Below are 15,214 nucleotides of genomic sequence, written 5' to 3'. Positions count from 1 at the left end.
CATATGCGAACGATCTTGCGCGGGCCGCCGTGAAAAGGAAAGATGCGCGACCGCATTGGTGCCACGAGGAATCCTGTGACGTCGGTTGATCCTGAATTTTCCCTTCCGACAGCCGATGACCCGATTAGCCTCGCCGGGCCGCCGCCCATCCGGGTGATGATCGTCAATTACAATGGCGGCACCGACCTTGCCCGCTGTGTTGAAGCGCTGCTGGCGCAGACGATGCCAGATTTCGAGGCGGTGATCGTCGATAACGGTTCAATCGATGGGTCGCTCGATGGGCTGCCGGCCGATCCGCGCGTCACAGTGCTGCGCATGGGCAAGAACCTAGGCTTTGCCGCCGGGAATAATCAAGCTGCGGCCGGTGCCGCGACGCCCTGGCTGGTGATGCTGAACCCCGACGCTTTCCCCGCCCCCGATTGGCTGGAACTGCTGCTCGATGAGGCGGCCCTGCACGGCGACTGCGTTGCTTTCGGCTCGACCCAGGTGATGAGCGCCGATCCCGGTAAGGCCGATGGTTTGGGCGACTGTTTCTCCCCCTATGGGTTTGCATGGCGCGGCGGCTGCCGTAAGCCCCTGCCCGTTCCTGTTCCCGCTGGCGAAAGTTTCGCAGCTTGCGCCGCCGCCATGATGATCCGCCGCGACTGGTTCGAAAAACTCGGCGGCTTTGACGAGCGTTTCTTCTGCTACGGCGAGGATGTAGACCTGTGCTTTCGCCTGCGGCTCGCGGGCGGGCGCATCTGGCAGTCGAACCGGGCGCGGGTGGCGCACGTCGGTTCCGCCACCTCCGGCGGGGCGCACAGCAGTTTTTCGCTCTATCACGGCTACCGCAATCAGATCTGGGTGATCGCCAAAAATATGCCCGGCCCGATCCTGCCGGTAACGATCTTCACCTATCTGCCGCTGCTGCTGCTGCGCTGCCTGCTGCTGAAGCGGCCCGGCATGATCTGGGTGGTGCTGAAGGCGACCTTCGACGGTCTAACCGGCCTTGCGCCCTTCTGGGCAGACCGGGCAGAGCTTCAGAAAACCCGTGTCGGAGCGTTCCGCATCGCCCGGGTGCTAAGCTGGAGCCCAATGGCCCTGATCAAGCGGCGGGCGAAATTGGTATGACGTTAGAGGCGGTAGCCCCTTAAGTGGGGGCCGGGGCAAAGCCCCGCCTTATTGCCCCCGCCCCTCAATCATCCGCAGCAGATACTGGCCATAGCCGTTCTTCGCCATCGGCGCGGCGAGGGTGCGCACTTGTTCTGAGGAGATGAACCCCTTGCGCCAGGCGATTTCCTCCGGGCAGGCGATTTTCAGGCCCTGGCGTTCTTCGACGGTGCGAACGAATTCGCCCGCTTGCAGCAGGCTTTCATGCGTGCCGGTGTCGAACCAAGCATAGCCCCTGCCCATCCGTTCGACAGTTAGGGCACCGCGTTCGAGATAGAGGCGGTTAAGATCGGTAATCTCAAGCTCGCCGCGCGCGGACGGCTTCACCTGCTTGGCGAGGGCCACCACGTCGGCATCGTAAAAATAGAGGCCGGTAACGGCGTAATTGCTTTTCGGCTGCTTTGGCTTTTCTTCGATGGAAATCGCCTTGCCCGTCGCGTCGAATTCCACCACCCCATAGCGTTCAGGATCGCGGACGTGATAGCCGAAGACGGTCGCACCGCTTTGGCGGGCGACGGCATCCGTCAGCAGCGGTTCGAGATCGTGGCCGAAGTATATATTATCGCCCAGCACCAGGGCGCAGCGGTCGCCCGCGATGAACTCTTCCCCAATCAGGAAGGCTTGCGCCAGCCCGTCCGGCGAGGGTTGTTGGGCATAGGCGATCTTCAGGCCCCATTGGCTGCCGTCGCCAAGCAGTTTCTCGAACTGCGGCGCGTCGTGCGGCGTGGTGATGACCAGGATTTCGCGAATGCCCGCCAGCATCAGGATCGACAGCGGATAATAGATCATCGGCTTGTCGTAGATCGGCATAAGCTGTTTCGAGACAGCAACCGTGACGGGATAGAGCCGCGTGCCCGAGCCGCCTGCCAGAATGATGCCCTTCATCGCTTTTCCTCAATCAAGGCCGAAAAGCCTGCGTCGATTTCTGCCCGGCATTCGGCCAGCATGGCGCTTAGGCCCGCGTGCCAGTCGGCGGCGGGGATGCCGAAAGCGGCGGTCAGCTTGGCGCAGTCCAGCACCGAATTAGCCGGGCGCTGCGCTGGGGTGGGGAAATCCGCCGTTGCAATCGCGTGGACCTTCGGCACCGGCCAACCGTAGCGGTGCCCTGCCGCGAAGATCGCTTCGGCGAACCCATGCCAGCTTGTGGGGGTATCCCCGGCGAAATGATAGGTGCCATAGGCCGTGTTGCCGCGCAGCAGCGCGCCGGTGATCGTCGCCAATGCCGCCGCAATTGCTGCCGCCGGGGTCGGGCAGCCGCGCTGATCGGCGACGACGCGCAATTCTGGGCGGGTGGTGGCAAGACGGAACATCGTCTTCACGAAATTATGCCCAAGCGCCCCGAAAACCCACGCGGTGCGCAGGATGATATGCTGATCCGTTGCCGCCCGGATCGCCTGCTCCCCAGCTTCTTTCGACGCGCCATAGACGCCGAGGGGGGCCACCGGGTCGCTTTCCGCATACGCCCCGGCTTTGCTGCCGTCGAAGACATAATCGGTCGAGAGATGCAGCAGCGGAATCCCAGCCCGCGCCGCAGCGTCCGCCAAATGGCGCGGCCCGTCGCGGTTGATGGCAAAGGCGGTCTCCGCCTCGCTTTCGGCCTTATCGACGGCGGTATAGGCGGCGGCATTCACCAGGGCAACGGGGCGATGCGTGGCGATGGCGGCAGCAATTGCGGCGGGATCGGTGATATCCCCCTCGCCCCGTCCCAGGCCGACCGGCATCAGCCCATCCGGCCAAGCCGCGCGCAGCAGCTCGCGCCCGACCTGCCCATTGGCACCGAAGATCAGGACCGCGCCGCTCATGACGCGGCTTTCTTGAGCCCGAGGCGGTCCCCGGCATAGACGTTCGACAGTTTTTCCCACCACTCGGGATTGTCGAGATACCAGCGCACGGTCGCCTCAAGCCCGCTTTCGAAGGTTTCCTGCGGCTCCCACGCCAGTTCCTGCTTAATCTTGCTCGCGTCGATGGCATAGCGCGCATCATGGCCCGGACGGTCGGTCACATAGGAAATCAGCGAGCGGCGGCTCTGGCCGGATGCAAGTGGGCCTGCCAGCTTATCGACGAGATCGCAGATCGCCGTCACCACGTCGATATTCTTGCGCTCGGAATTGCCGCCGACGTTATAGCTTTCGCCCGGCACCCCCGTATTCAGGATGGTCCAAAGTGCGCGGGCATGGTCTTCCACATGCAGCCAGTCGCGCACATTGGTGCCCTGACCGTAGACCGGCAGCGGCTTGCCCTTCAGCGCGTTGATGGTCATCAGCGGAATGAGTTTCTCCGGGAACTGCCACGGCCCGTAATTGTTCGAGCAGTTGGAGGTCACCACCGGCAGCTTATAGGTATGATGCCACGCCCGCACCAAATGGTCCGACGCGGCCTTGCTGGCCGAATAGGGCGAGTTGGGCGCATAGGGCGTTTCTTCGGTGAATAGCCCGTCGTCGCCCAGGGTGCCGTAAACTTCATCGGTCGAGATATGGTGGAAGCGGAAAGCCGCCTGGGCCTCGGCGGATAAGGTCCGCCAATAGGCAAGCGCCGCTTCCAGCAGCGTGAAGGTACCGATGATATTGGTTTGAATGAAAGCCGCCGGACCGTCGATAGACCGGTCCACATGGCTTTCTGCCGCCAGATGCATGATGGCGTCGGGCTGATAGGTCGCCAAAATCCGGTCCATCGCCGCACGGTCGGTGATGTCCGCCTGCTCGAAACGATAACGCGGGGTATCGCTGAGCTTGGCGAGACTATCGAGGTTCGCGGCGTAGGTCAGCTTGTCGAGATTAACGACGCTGGCGTCGGTCTCCGTCAGGATATGCCGAATGACCGCCGAGCCAATGAAGCCCGCGCCGCCGGTAACGATGATCGTGCGCATGGGAAGCGTCCTCCGGCTTAGGCGTAAGTGAAATAGGCGGGCAGATCGGCTAGCAGTGGCTGCTGGCGGTCTTTGGCCGACAGTAGCGCTTCGGCTTCCGTGACCGGCCAGCCGATGCCAAGGGCGGGGTCGTTCCACCGCAGCCCCTTGTCTTCTGCGGGCGCGTATATGTGACTAACCTTATAAGCCACCGCCGTATCGGGCGCGAGGGTGCAGAACCCATGCGCGAACCCGGCGGGCACATAAAGCTGTTCCCCGCCGTCAGCCGTCAATTCCACGGCGACATGCTGACCAAAGGTTGGCGAGCCGTGGCGCAAATCCACGGCGACATCGAGGATCGCCCCTTGAATGACGCGGATCAGCTTTGCTTGTGCCGCAGGCGCGATCTGGAAGTGCAGCCCGCGCACGGTGCCCTTCGGCCCGGACAGCGACTGATTATCCTGCACCCAGCTCTCTGTAATACCGGCAGCGGCAAAGATCGGGGCGGAAAAGGTTTCCATGAAATAGCCGCGCGCATCGCCATGTTTTTTCGGAACAATTTGCTTTACGGCGGGGATTCGGGTTTCGGTGATCTGCATGGGGCACTCTGACTTGAACGGCTGCTTATAGCGGCGGCGTGCGCAGATGGTCAATTCGGGTGGAAGCCGGTATAAAACAGAATAGTCGTGTGATATTGTATTTTTACATTTACAATTGTATAATGTTTTATCTGGACATTCGATCATTGGGAACAGTAATTTCGGTTCAGCCAGAACGAGGGGCACGCCCCGCGCGCCAAGGAATGATGCCGATGTCGGGTGTAACCGATGCTGCGACGATCCACTCCATCCCCCCGACGATCCCGTCGGATTGGCAGGCGTTATCGGCGCTCGATCTGATCCGCGCCGCGTGGGACGCCCACGGCGAGAAATTTGCCCTCGTCTCCTCCTTCGGCGCCGACTCAGCGGTGCTGCTGCACCTCGCCGCCCAGGTCGATCCGGCCATTCCGGTGCTGACGCTCGATACCCAGAAGCTGTTTCCGGCCACCCATCGCTACCGCGATACGCTGACCGAGGCGCTTGGGCTGACCAACGTCCGCCTCATTCGCCCGGACGCCGAGACGGTCGCCGCGCACGACCCGGTTGGGCTGCTGTTCGACCAAGACCCGGATGCCTGCTGCGATCTGCGCAAGGTTCAGCCGCTGGCACTCGCCCTGCGCCCCTACACGGTTTGGGCGACAGGCCGCCGCCGCGATCAGGCGCAAACCCGCCAGGGGATTGCCCGCGTCGAGGCGGAAGACGGTCGCCTGAAACTCTCCCCGCTTTCCGATTGGACGGAAGCGGAGGTGGAGGCCTATCGGCTAACGCATGGTCTGCCCGCGCATCCCCTGGTAGAACAGGGGTATCGGTCGATTGGTTGCCTCTCCTGTACCACTCCCGTGCTGGAGGGGGAGGATGCCCGCGCCGGGCGCTGGCGTGGGCGCGAGAAGACCGAATGCGGTCTGCACCGCGCCACGCCCGTTGTTCCGCTGTTCCCCGCCCCTGCTACGCCTCTTCCGCCCCAAGTTTCTCCCGTTCTATCAGGTGCTTCGGTGTCCCATTCCTCGCCCGTACCGCCGGTTCTCGAACCGGCCAATAGTTCCGACCGGCTGACCGACCTCGACGCGCTGGAAGCGCAGAGCATTTTCATCTTCCGCGAAGCCTTTGCCCGCATTCGCCCCCTCGCCCTGCTGTGGTCGCTGGGCAAAGATTCGAATGTGATGATCTGGCTGGCGCGTAAGGCCTTCCTGGGGGAACTACCCTTCCCGGTCGCCCATCTCGATACCGGGTTGGAGTTTGACGAAACCTATGCCTTCCGCGACCGTTATGCGAAGGAATGGAACCTTAACCTGATCGCCGACGCCTGCCCGCCGATTGAAGCGACCGACCCGACGCTGCCGCCCGGCGCTCGTGTTGCCGCGCGCAAGAGCCTGGGCCTAGCCCAAGCGGTCGATAAATATGGGTTCGCCGGGATTTTCGCAGGCATCCGCCGCGACGAGCAGGCAACCCGCGCGAAGGAGCGCGTGTTTAGCCCGCGCGGTCTTGACGGTACCTGGGACGTGCGCGATCAGCCGCCGGAATTCTGGGACCAGTTCAACGCCGATTTCCCGCCCGGCACGCACATCCGCATTCATCCGCTGCTGCATTGGACCGAGCTGGATATTTGGCGGTACATCCGCCGCGAAGGCATCCCGGTCTGCGAGCTTTATTTCGCCAAGAACGGCAAGCGCTATCGGTCGCTGGGGGAAAAAGGTATCACCGAGCCGTTCGACAGCACGGCCGCCACTATCGACGAAATTATCGCCGAACTCGCCGCGACCCGCACGTCCGAACGGTCGGGCCGCACGATGGACCATGAATCCGAAGACGTCTTCGAACGCCTGCGCGCCGGGGGGTATCTATGAGCCAGACAACCGCTTTCCCCATCGTCATCGTCGGTCACGTCGATCATGGGAAATCCACCCTGGTTGGCCGGTTGATGCATGATACCGGCGCGATTGCCGATGGCGCGGTCGAAGCCCTGCAAGCCTCCTCCGCCAAGCGCGGATCGGTGTTTGAATGGTCGCATCTGCTGGATGCGCTTCAGATCGAACGCGACCAGGGCATTACGCTCGACACTACGCAGGTCTGGTTCACGACGCCGAAGCGCCGCTACGTCATTATCGACGCGCCGGGGCATAAGGAATTCCTGAAGAATATGGTGACGGGCGCCGCCGCCGCCGATGCCGCCATTCTGGTGGTGGATGCGCGCGCCGGGCTGGCCGAACAGACCCGCCGTCACGCCTATCTGCTGCGCCTACTGGGGATTACCCAGGTGGCGGTCGCCGTGAATAAGATTGATCTGATCGACCATGACGAAGCGCGCTTCGCCCAGGTGGTCGATGACGTTGGTGGCTATCTGCGGTCGATCGGCATCAATCCGACCGCTCTCATTCCGCTATCGGCCCGGCATGGCGACGGTATCGTCGCGGTCAGCCCGCAGACGCCCTGGTACAAAGGCCCGTCGCTGTTGGAAGCGCTCGATAATTTCGCGGGCCGTCCCAGCCTATCGGCGCAGCCGCTGCGCCTGCCGGTGCAAGACCTTTATCGCCGGGGCGAGCGGCGCATCGTCGTCGGGCGTATCGAAACCGGGCGGTTGCGCGTCGGCGATACCATTCGCCTGCTGCCGGGCAACCGCACCGTGAAGGTCGCCGGGCTTGAGGGCTGGAACCTGACCGTGCCGAAGCTTTCGGCCATAGCGGGTGAAAGCGTGGCGCTGGCGGTCGATGAAGATGTCTTCGTCGAACGCGGTGCGCTGATCACCGAAGGCGACACCAGCGCTCGGCAAGGACATGTGATCACCCTGCGGATTTTCTGGCTCGACCGGTCGGCCCTCAACGAAGGCGACCGCTTGACTTTGCGGCTCGGCACGGCGTCGAACGAAGTCACCGTCCGCCGGATCGATGAGGCGCTGGACCTTGAAAGCCTCGCCCTCAATCAATCTGAAGGCCCTGGCAAGCTCGAAAGCGGCGGTATCGCCCGCGTCACTCTGCACAGCCGCCGTCCGATCATCGGCGACCGTTTTGCCGATAATCCGCGCTTGGGCCGTGCCGTCTTGGCGCGCGACTATCGCTTGGTCGGCGGCGGTATCGTTGAGGATTTGGCCGAAGTTGTTCTCTCCGCCCCCGAAACCAGCGTAACGCCGGAAGAACGCGCCGCCCTCAACGGGCATAGCGGCGGCGTGCTATGGCTGACCGGCCTCTCTGGGTCGGGCAAATCCACTATTGCCCAGCGCCTGCTGCGCAAGCTGACCGACCAGGGCCGTCTCGCCACAGTGCTGGATGGCGATACGCTGCGCCTCGGCCTGTCGCGTGACCTTGGCTTTTCCGCCGAAGACCGTGCCGAACAGGTACGCCGCACGGCAGAAGTCGCCAAACTGCTCGCGAATAGCGGGCTGATCGTCATCGCAAGCCTGATTTCGCCGCGCCAGGCGGATCGGGATTTGGCGGAGCAAATCATCGGCGATGCCTTCCACGAAATTTTTGTGGATGCCGCGCTCGAAACCTGCATCGCCCGCGATCCCAAGGGGCTTTATAAGCGCGCCCAGGCCGGGGAAATCCCGAATTTCACCGGCATCTCGTCGCCCTATGAAGCGCCGCAAGACCCAGCCCTTCGGCTCGATACCGCCACGCTTAGCCTGGAAGATGCGACCGATATGCTGCTAACCTATGCGCAGGCTCAATTCGCCCGCCGCCACGAGAACTATGTTCTCGGTCCTGCCTATATCTAAGACAGAACCAATTGACGGAGGCTCCGATGACCCTGTTCCGCCGTACTGTTCTCGCCGGGGCGCTTGCCCTGGCCGCCTTGCCCAGTTTCGCCGCCGACGTATCGCTGCTCAATGTCTCCTACGACCCGACGCGCGAATTTTATGCCGACGTGAACAAAGTGTTTCGGGAACAGTGGAAAGCGAAAAGCGGCGATACGCTGACGGTTAAAGCCTCGCACGGCGGGTCGGGCAAACAGGCCCGCTCCGTCATCGACGGGCTGGGGGCGGATGTCGTGACGCTCGCGCTGGCCTATGACATTGATGAAATCGCCGATAAAGGTCTGCTGCGCCCGGATTGGCAGAAGCAGTATGCCGATAATTCGTCGCCCTATACCTCGACCATCGTTTTCTTGGTTCGCAAGGGCAACCCGAAGGGCGTGAAGGATTGGAATGATCTGCTGCGCGGCGACGTGAAGACCATCACCCCGAACCCGAAAACCTCGGGCGGGGCGCGCTGGAACTATCTGGCGGCCTGGGCCTATGCGCTAAAGCAGCCGGGTGGCAGCGATGCGACGGCCAAGGAGTTCGTGCGCAAGCTCTATAAGAACGTTCCGGTGCTCGATAGCGGCGCCCGTGCGTCCACCATCACCTTCGTGCAGCGCAATATCGGCGATGTGCTGCTGGCGTGGGAGAATGAGGCGTTTCTGGCATTGAACGAACTCGGGCCGGATAAGTTCGATATCGTCGTGCCGTCGCTATCCATCCTGGCCGAACCGCCGGTCGCCATCGTCGATAAGGTGGTCGATAAGCGCGGCACCCGCGCCGTGGCCGATGCCTACCTCCAGTTCCTCTATACCGAGCAAGGTCAGGAACTGGCGGCAAAGCATTATTACCGCCCACGTCTCGCCTCGGTAGCCGCCAAGGTCGCCGATAAGTTCCCGAAGCTGGAACTTGTGACCATCGACGGGCAGTTCGGCGGCTGGCGGAATGCCCAGAAGGTTCATTTCGCCGATGGCGGCACCTTCGACGACATCATAAAGTAAGGGGATGACAACCCTGCCACCCACAGTTGAGCAGGCTTCGGCCCCAGCGTCGCCCCTTCTTCGGCGGCGCTGGCGTTGGAAGCAGCCCTCCGTTCTTCCCGGCTTTGGGCTTAGCCTCGGGCTGACCCTCTTCTGGCTTAGCGCCATCGTGCTCATTCCCTTGGGCGGCATGGTGCTGAAATCGGCGACCCTTGGCTGGGACGCTTTCTTTCACGCCATCAGCAGCCCGCGCGTGCTGGCAGCGCTGCGGCTCTCCATCGGCGGGTCGCTGATCGCGGCGCTGATCAATGCCGTATTCGGCGCGATCATCGCCTGGGTGCTGGTGCGCTATCGCTTCCCCGGTCGCCGGATTGCCGATGCGCTGGTGGATATTCCCTTTGCCCTGCCGACGGCGGTGGCCGGGATTTCGCTCACCACGCTGTTTGCCGAAAACGGTTGGCTGGGGGCGCCGCTGGCCAAACTGGGCATCCAAGTTGCCTATACGCCGCTTGGTGTGATCGTCGCGATGATCTTCGTCGGCTTTCCCTTCGTTGTACGAACGGTGCAGCCGGTGCTGGCCGATCTCGACCCGGAGGTGGAAGAAGCGGCCCTGTGCCTGCGCGCGAGCCGCTGGCAGACCGTGCGGCGGGTGCTGTTGCCCTCGCTGTTTCCGGCTCTGGTGACGGGGGCGGCCCTCGCCTTCGCTCGCGCTGTCGGCGAATATGGATCGGTGATCTTCATTGCGGGCAATCTACCGATGGTGTCGGAAATCGCGCCCTTGATGATCGTGATCAAGCTCGAAGAATTCTCCTACGCCGAAGCGACGGCCATCGGGACGGTGATGCTGGGCTTTGCCTTTTTGATGCTGCTCGCCCTTAATGGCTTACAGCGCTGGTCCCGCCGGCACGAGGAGGCGTCGTAATGGCCCCACCGACCGAACCGCGTTGGGTGCGGCTGCTGCTGATTACAGTCGCGCTCGCCTTCTTATTTGCCCTCGTCGTGCTGCCGTTGGCGCTGGTGTTCACCGAAGCCTTCCGGCAAGGCATCAAAGCCTATTTTGCCGCGTTGACCGATGCCGACGCTTGGGCCGCGATCAAGCTGACCTTGCTGACCGCCGCCGTTGCCGTGCCGCTGAACCTGATCTTCGGCGTGACGGCGGCCTGGGCGATCACCAAGTTCGACTTTAAGGGCAAGAGCCTGCTGATCACCCTGATCGACCTGCCCTTTTCCGTATCGCCGGTGATCGCCGGTCTGATTTTCGTGCTGTTGTTCGGCTTGCAGGGCTGGTTCGGCCCTTGGCTGCGCGACCATGATATTCAGATTCTCTTCACCCCGATTGCCATTATCCTGGCAACGATCTTCGTCACCTTCCCCTTCGTTGCACGCGAGTTGATCCCGCTGATGCAGGAGCAAGGACGGCAGGAAGAGGAAGCGGCCCGCGTTCTCGGTGCGTCCGGCTGGCAGATTTTCCGGCGGGTGACGCTGCCGAATATCCGCTGGGGCCTGCTCTATGGCGTGCTTCTGTGCAACGCCCGGGCGATGGGGGAATTTGGCGCGGTGTCGGTCGTCTCTGGGCACATCCGGGGCGAAACCAACACGATGCCGCTGCACGTCGAAATCATGTATAACGAATATGCGTTCACGGGGGCCTTTGCCGTCGCTTCGCTGCTGGCTTTGCTGGCACTGGTGACGCTGGTTGCCAAAAGCCTGCTCGATGCCGTGTTGGAACGGCGCGAGGGGCGCGCACCCTAACGCCAGGAGCAATCCGCATGGATATTACCGTCAGCGGTCTCATCAAAGGCTTTGGAACCTTCACCGCCCTGCATGGCGTCGATCTGACGATCAATAACGGCGAGTTGCTGGCGATCCTTGGCCCGTCCGGGTCGGGGAAAACCACTTTGCTCCGTCTGCTTGCTGGGCTGGAGCAGCCGGACGCGGGCAGCATTCGCTTTGGCACCCGCGATGTGGCGGGGCATCTGCCCGGCGACCGCGATGTCGGCTTCGTCTTCCAGCATTATGCCCTGTTCCGGCATATGACGGTTTTTGAGAATGTCGCCTTCGGTCTGCGCGTCCGCCCGGCGAAAACCCGACCGCCGGAAGCCGAAATTCAAAAGCGCGTTCACGAGCTTTTGAACCTCGTACAGGTCGATTGGCTGGCGGACCGCTACCCGACCCAGCTTTCGGGCGGGCAGCGTCAGCGCGTCGCCCTGGCGCGGGCGCTGGCTATCGAGCCGCAGGTGCTGCTGCTCGACGAACCCTTTGGTGCGCTCGATGCCAAGGTCCGCCGTGAATTACGCCGCTGGTTGCGCGATCTACACCGCCGCCTGGGGATGACGACGATTTTCGTCACCCATGATCAGGAGGAAGCGCTGGACCTCGCCGACCGGGTGGTGGTGATGGGCCAGGGGCGGATCGAGCAGATCGGCGCGCCGCAGGAGCTTTACGACGCACCCGCCAATGCCTTCGTCTATCGGTTCCTCGGGGAAACCAACGAGCTGCGCGCTTCGCTTCAGGCGGGCCGGGTGAAGGTTCAGAATACGCCAATTGCCGATGCCGCTAGCATCAATCTGGCGGAACGTGAGACGGAGGGGGACGGCACCCTGTTCGTTCGTCCGCATCTTCTGACGCTTGCCCCGGACCCGCACGGCCCGGCGGTGGTCAAACACGTCACGCTCGTTGGGGCGATGCTGCGGGTCGAGGTGGAGACCGACGACGGTCAGGCGCTGAGCATCGAAGTGCCGCGCGGCCCGACGCTCGACTTAGTGCCGACGCCGGGGGCGCGGGTTGCGCTAACCGTGCGCGGGGGATTGTTCGTCGCGGCTTAAACCACCGCGCCGACCAGCTTTTCCCGCACCAGCCGATCTAGCAAATCGAAGGTATCGTCGCTCACTTCGATAAAGTGGATCGAGATCGAGCGGTTGGCCGGATCGACGCGGGTGATCGTGCCGCTAAACACGCCGATGTCGTCGTCCGAGCCGATGATAATGCCCATCAGCGGCGGCTGCGGCACGACGCTGGTCGGCGGCAGGCTAAGGCGCAGACCGCCGTAAGACCAGTCCAAGGTCTGGTAATACTGGCCCTGGATCTTCACCGTCAGGCGCGGCGCGGTCATACGCTGATTATCGCGCCGAGGACGGCGGATAGCCAAGGGTTTGCCGGTTTTCGGCGTGGTCGAGGTCAGGAGAGTCATAAGGCCCCCGGCGCTGGAATTTCCAGTCACCCTAACTGCAATAATGTTTAGATTCAATACGTATAACAGAAAACCTCGAGCAAAATCGTAAGACGGTTAGCTCCGGGCGAAACGCAATCGATCCAGCGCGCCTTGCAGGATATAAGCGGCGGCCATTTTATCTACCACCTCCGCCCGCCGGGCGCGGGACAGGTCGGCTTCCAACATCAAGCGGGTGACGGCGACGGTTGAAAGGCGTTCGTCCCAAAGGGCCATCGGCAGACCGGTCTTTTCCGACAGATTATCGATAAAACTGCGGGTGGATTGGGCGCGCGGCCCTTCTGATCCATCCATATTCACCGGCAGGCCGAATACCAGCCCGCCAACCTCGCGGGCTGTGCAGAGCTTCAACAGCGCGTCGGCATCCGCCGTAAACTTCGTTCGGCGAATGGTTTCGACCGGGGTGGCCGACAGGCCGAGACCGTCGGAAATGGCAAGCCCGATGGTTTTGGTGCCAAGGTCAAGCCCCAGCAGGCGGCGGCGGGCGGTCAGGACCGCGGCGAGTTCGGGAAGGTCGACAAGAGCCATAACCTGTCCTAGCACTGGTATCCGCCGTAAAACAATGCCGGAGACCGAGGCGTGCCGACCCTAGCCCCCCTGCTCGAAACCCCCCACCTGCGCCTGCGCATGCATACCGCCGACGATTGGGAGCCGATGACCGCGCTCTGGACCCATCCCGAAACGGTGCGCCATATCGGCGGCGGCGTCATCGGGTCACGTCACGATGTCTGGTTCCGCATTCTTCGGCATATCGGCCATTGGGCCGCCATCGGGTACGGCTATTGGGCCATCGAGGATCGGGCGAGCGGCGCCTTCGTTGGCAGTGCCGGGCTGGGGGATTATCGGCGTGAGATGGATCCGCCGTTCCACGGCGAACCCGAAGCCGGATGGACCATTCACCCGGAGCATAAGGGCAAGGGCTATGCGACCGAAGCCATGCAGGCGGTCTTTGCCTGGGCCGAGGCGCAGGGGCTGCCCGCGGCCTTCTGCATTATTGATCCCGAAAATCACCCCTCCCTGCGGGTCGCGGAGAAACTTGGCTTCCGACCGGCGGGAACGGCCGTCTTACGGGGCAATACCGTCCAGGTTTTAAGGCGCTGATCATGGCCAAACCCCTTCCCGCCCCGGTTTCCGCCGCCGTTCTGCTGCTTCAGGTTTGCCTAGCCGATCAGGGCGAAGTGCGCCCGCGCGGCATGTTCGGCGGCTACGGTTTTTACCTTGACGATAAGATCTTTGGCCTGTGGCTTTACGATGGCCTGTTTTTGAAGGTCGATGCTCAGACAAAAGCCCGGTTTGCCGACGCCGGATTTTCGCCCTTCGACTATACGAACGATAAGGGCACCCTGGTAACCATGCCCTACTACCGCATCCCGATGGATCAGCAAGCGCCCGATACCCTCGGCCCTTGGGTAAGATTAGCCGTCGACGCCGCGAAACGATCTCCTTCGAAGGTCAAAAAACGATAAATTATCGTTGATAATCGATATAAGCAGATTTAACATCCGGAGATGGATCAGATCGACCGGAATCTTATCGCCCTCCTGCAGCAGGATGGCCGTCTGTCGCAAGCCACCCTGGCGGCCCGCACCGGCCTTAGCCAATCGGCGGTAAACGAGCGGCTAAAGCGACTGACCGCCAGCGGCGCCGTAAAGATCGTTGGGCAGGCCGATCCGCAGGCGGTCGATATGACCCTGCTGGCCTTTATTTTCGTTGCGCTCGACACCCCAAGCCGCGACGACGGGTTTCGTGCGGCGATGGCGGCTGACCCTTCGGTGCTCGAATGCCACCACATCACCGGCGATTGGTCCTATCTGCTGAAAGTGCGCGCGGGTAGCGTTGCCGGGCTGGAAGCCTTGATCTCGGACCGCATCAAGCGCCTGCCGGGCATCGTGCGCAGCCATACGATGCTCGCCCTCTCGACGGCCAAGGAAACCCTGGCCCTGCCGCTGCCCCTACCGCCGGAGGAATAAGGCGATGCTCGGTTTTTACGGCCAGGGGTTCGCCCTGGGGCTGCTGCTGGCGATACAGGTCGGGCCGATTGCGCTGCTGTGCCTCGACCGCTCTCTGCAAGGCGGCTTTCATCGCGGGTTCGCCGTCGCGCTCGGGGCCTCGCTCGCCGATGCAACCTATGCGCTGATCGCCCTGTTCAGCCTTGCGGCTCTGGGCGCCTGGGTGCAGATCGTGGCGCTGCCCGTGCAGATCGGCGGCGGACTGCTGCTGCTCTGGTTGGCCTGGGGCGCTTGGCGCAGCCGCGCCAAACAGCGGATGGCAGCCGATGTTGTGGCCGAAACGAGCTTTCTCGGTGACGTGCTGACGGTTATGGCGCTGACGCTCAGCAACCCGCTGACCATTCTTTATTTTGGTGGGCTGTTTTCCTCCCTCGGCGGGATGGAAGCCGGGTTAAGCGACCGGCTGGCCCTTGCCGCCGGGTTGGTCACGAGCACCTTCGGCAGCCTTTTGGCTTTGGTTCTGGCGGCGGGATGGTTACGCCCGCGCCTATCGCCGCCCCGTCTGGCGCTGCTAAACGCCCTCGCGGCCCTCGGTCTTGCCGGTTTTGGCCTGTGGACGCTGGCGTAAGCCGCGCGAACCCTGGCCATCTATTGAAAATAAACGCGCCGCTGTTGCGCCGCCCGCGCCTGGGGTGTTAGCAATCCACCCGGTTGTTTTAGTTTCGTTTGCAGG

General features: G+C 62.7%; 17 protein-coding genes. 11 read left to right on the top strand and 6 right to left on the bottom strand.

The window, feature by feature from the left end; genetic code table 11:
• Nucleotides 1-75: 75 nt before the first annotated feature.
• The gene (locus CHR90_RS09515; protein ID WP_170941362.1) at nt 76-1,110 is read left to right on the top strand and encodes a glycosyltransferase family 2 protein; all 1,035 of its coding nucleotides are present in this window, start codon (nt 76-78) and stop codon (nt 1,108-1,110) included.
• A 48-nt stretch (nt 1,111-1,158) separates the two neighbouring features.
• On the opposite strand, the gene rfbA is transcribed toward CHR90_RS09515, so the two are convergent.
• From rfbA to rfbC, 4 genes are read right to left on the bottom strand one after another with little or no spacing between them, the layout of a single operon-like run.
• The gene (gene rfbA / locus CHR90_RS09510) at nt 1,159-2,034 is read right to left on the bottom strand and encodes a glucose-1-phosphate thymidylyltransferase RfbA (RefSeq protein ID WP_094408773.1); all 876 of its coding nucleotides are present in this window, start codon (nt 2,032-2,034) and stop codon (nt 1,159-1,161) included.
• Nucleotides 2,031-2,951 (bottom strand): dTDP-4-dehydrorhamnose reductase, encoded by a 921-nt coding sequence (gene rfbD / locus CHR90_RS09505; protein WP_094408772.1) that lies wholly within the window; start codon nt 2,949-2,951, stop codon nt 2,031-2,033. Before rfbD ends, rfbA begins: the two co-directional genes overlap by 4 nt.
• The gene (rfbB, locus tag CHR90_RS09500; RefSeq protein WP_094408771.1) at nt 2,948-4,015 is read right to left on the bottom strand and encodes a dTDP-glucose 4,6-dehydratase; all 1,068 of its coding nucleotides are present in this window, start codon (nt 4,013-4,015) and stop codon (nt 2,948-2,950) included. The genes rfbD and rfbB overlap by 4 nt, the downstream gene beginning before the upstream one ends.
• A 17-nt stretch (nt 4,016-4,032) precedes the next feature.
• Nucleotides 4,033-4,593: a dTDP-4-dehydrorhamnose 3,5-epimerase gene (gene rfbC, locus CHR90_RS09495; RefSeq protein ID WP_094408770.1), complete on the bottom strand. Its 561-nt coding sequence runs from the start codon at nt 4,591-4,593 to the stop codon at nt 4,033-4,035.
• 212 nt (nt 4,594-4,805) lie between these two features.
• Here rfbC and CHR90_RS19930 point away from each other — a divergent pair, with 212 nt between their 5' ends.
• The 6 genes from CHR90_RS19930 to CHR90_RS09465 are packed head-to-tail and all read left to right on the top strand — an operon-like array spanning nt 4,806 to nt 12,128.
• A complete protein-coding gene (locus CHR90_RS19930; protein WP_170941361.1) occupies nt 4,806-6,437 on the top strand; it encodes a phosphoadenylyl-sulfate reductase in 1,632 nt (543 codons plus the stop codon).
• On the top strand, nt 6,434-8,302 hold the full coding sequence (cysC, locus tag CHR90_RS09485) for an adenylyl-sulfate kinase (protein ID WP_094408768.1): 1,869 nt from the start codon (nt 6,434-6,436) through the stop codon (nt 8,300-8,302). Before CHR90_RS19930 ends, cysC begins: the two co-directional genes overlap by 4 nt.
• Before the next feature lie 26 nt (nt 8,303-8,328).
• Complete coding sequence (locus tag CHR90_RS09480; RefSeq protein WP_094408767.1) at nt 8,329-9,324, top strand: sulfate ABC transporter substrate-binding protein; 996 nt, start codon at nt 8,329-8,331, stop codon at nt 9,322-9,324.
• A 4-nt stretch (nt 9,325-9,328) separates the two neighbouring features.
• Nucleotides 9,329-10,225 carry a sulfate ABC transporter permease subunit CysT gene (cysT, locus tag CHR90_RS09475; RefSeq protein ID WP_094408766.1) on the top strand — a complete coding sequence of 299 codons (897 nt, stop codon included), beginning with the start codon at nt 9,329-9,331 and terminating at the stop codon, nt 10,223-10,225.
• Complete coding sequence (gene cysW, locus CHR90_RS09470) at nt 10,225-11,055, top strand: sulfate ABC transporter permease subunit CysW (protein ID WP_094408765.1); 831 nt, start codon at nt 10,225-10,227, stop codon at nt 11,053-11,055. The genes cysT and cysW overlap by 1 nt, the downstream gene beginning before the upstream one ends.
• A gap of 17 nt (nt 11,056-11,072) precedes the next feature.
• Complete coding sequence (locus CHR90_RS09465) at nt 11,073-12,128, top strand: sulfate/molybdate ABC transporter ATP-binding protein (protein ID WP_094408764.1); 1,056 nt, start codon at nt 11,073-11,075, stop codon at nt 12,126-12,128.
• On the opposite strand, the gene CHR90_RS09460 is transcribed toward CHR90_RS09465, so the two are convergent.
• Complete coding sequence (locus CHR90_RS09460) at nt 12,125-12,493, bottom strand: PilZ domain-containing protein (protein ID WP_094408763.1); 369 nt, start codon at nt 12,491-12,493, stop codon at nt 12,125-12,127. The two genes, CHR90_RS09465 and CHR90_RS09460, sit on opposite strands and share 4 nt — an antisense overlap.
• A 96-nt stretch (nt 12,494-12,589) precedes the next feature.
• Nucleotides 12,590-13,060: a Holliday junction resolvase RuvX gene (gene ruvX, locus CHR90_RS09455; protein ID WP_094408762.1), complete on the bottom strand. Its 471-nt coding sequence runs from the start codon at nt 13,058-13,060 to the stop codon at nt 12,590-12,592.
• Between the two features lie 51 nt (nt 13,061-13,111).
• Here ruvX and CHR90_RS09450 point away from each other — a divergent pair, with 51 nt between their 5' ends.
• The 4 genes from CHR90_RS09450 to CHR90_RS09435 are packed head-to-tail and all read left to right on the top strand — an operon-like array spanning nt 13,112 to nt 15,109.
• Nucleotides 13,112-13,633, top strand: coding sequence for a GNAT family N-acetyltransferase (locus CHR90_RS09450; RefSeq protein ID WP_212668662.1), 522 nt, complete (start codon nt 13,112-13,114; stop codon nt 13,631-13,633).
• Between the two features lie 2 nt (nt 13,634-13,635).
• Nucleotides 13,636-13,998 (top strand): TfoX/Sxy family protein, encoded by a 363-nt coding sequence (locus CHR90_RS09445; protein WP_094408761.1) that lies wholly within the window; start codon nt 13,636-13,638, stop codon nt 13,996-13,998.
• A gap of 42 nt (nt 13,999-14,040) precedes the next feature.
• Nucleotides 14,041-14,502, top strand: a complete 462-nt coding sequence (locus CHR90_RS09440) for an Lrp/AsnC family transcriptional regulator (protein WP_094408760.1) — start codon at nt 14,041-14,043, stop codon at nt 14,500-14,502.
• Nucleotides 14,503-14,506: 4 nt separating this feature from the next.
• Nucleotides 14,507-15,109, top strand: coding sequence for a LysE family transporter (locus tag CHR90_RS09435; protein ID WP_094408759.1), 603 nt, complete (start codon nt 14,507-14,509; stop codon nt 15,107-15,109).
• Nucleotides 15,110-15,214: the final 105 nt, after the last annotated feature.

Source organism: Elstera cyanobacteriorum, from assembly GCF_002251735.1.
Taxonomy (GTDB): domain Bacteria; phylum Pseudomonadota; class Alphaproteobacteria; order Elsterales; family Elsteraceae; genus Elstera; species Elstera cyanobacteriorum.
This window is presented reverse-complemented; position numbering and strand designations above follow the sequence as displayed.

Excerpts from the sequence above, each read along its gene's own strand:
- rfbA (WP_094408773.1), bottom strand. The coding sequence starts at position 2,034 with ATGAAGGGCATCATTCTGGCAGGCGGCTCGGGCACGCGGCTCTATCCC.
- rfbD (WP_094408772.1), bottom strand. The coding sequence starts at position 2,951 with ATGAGCGGCGCGGTCCTGATCTTCGGTGCCAATGGGCAGGTCGGGCGC.
- rfbB (WP_094408771.1), bottom strand. The coding sequence starts at position 4,015 with ATGCGCACGATCATCGTTACCGGCGGCGCGGGCTTCATTGGCTCGGCG.
- rfbC (WP_094408770.1), bottom strand. The coding sequence starts at position 4,593 with ATGCAGATCACCGAAACCCGAATCCCCGCCGTAAAGCAAATTGTTCCG.
- CHR90_RS19930 (WP_170941361.1), top strand. The coding sequence starts at position 4,806 with ATGTCGGGTGTAACCGATGCTGCGACGATCCACTCCATCCCCCCGACG.
- cysC (WP_094408768.1), top strand. The coding sequence starts at position 6,434 with ATGAGCCAGACAACCGCTTTCCCCATCGTCATCGTCGGTCACGTCGAT.
- CHR90_RS09480 (WP_094408767.1), top strand. The coding sequence starts at position 8,329 with ATGACCCTGTTCCGCCGTACTGTTCTCGCCGGGGCGCTTGCCCTGGCC.
- cysT (WP_094408766.1), top strand. The coding sequence starts at position 9,329 with ATGACAACCCTGCCACCCACAGTTGAGCAGGCTTCGGCCCCAGCGTCG.
- cysW (WP_094408765.1), top strand. The coding sequence starts at position 10,225 with ATGGCCCCACCGACCGAACCGCGTTGGGTGCGGCTGCTGCTGATTACA.
- CHR90_RS09465 (WP_094408764.1), top strand. The coding sequence starts at position 11,073 with ATGGATATTACCGTCAGCGGTCTCATCAAAGGCTTTGGAACCTTCACC.
- CHR90_RS09460 (WP_094408763.1), bottom strand. The coding sequence starts at position 12,493 with ATGACTCTCCTGACCTCGACCACGCCGAAAACCGGCAAACCCTTGGCT.
- ruvX (WP_094408762.1), bottom strand. The coding sequence starts at position 13,060 with ATGGCTCTTGTCGACCTTCCCGAACTCGCCGCGGTCCTGACCGCCCGC.
- CHR90_RS09445 (WP_094408761.1), top strand. The coding sequence starts at position 13,636 with ATGGCCAAACCCCTTCCCGCCCCGGTTTCCGCCGCCGTTCTGCTGCTT.
- CHR90_RS09440 (WP_094408760.1), top strand. The coding sequence starts at position 14,041 with ATGGATCAGATCGACCGGAATCTTATCGCCCTCCTGCAGCAGGATGGC.
- CHR90_RS09435 (WP_094408759.1), top strand. The coding sequence starts at position 14,507 with ATGCTCGGTTTTTACGGCCAGGGGTTCGCCCTGGGGCTGCTGCTGGCG.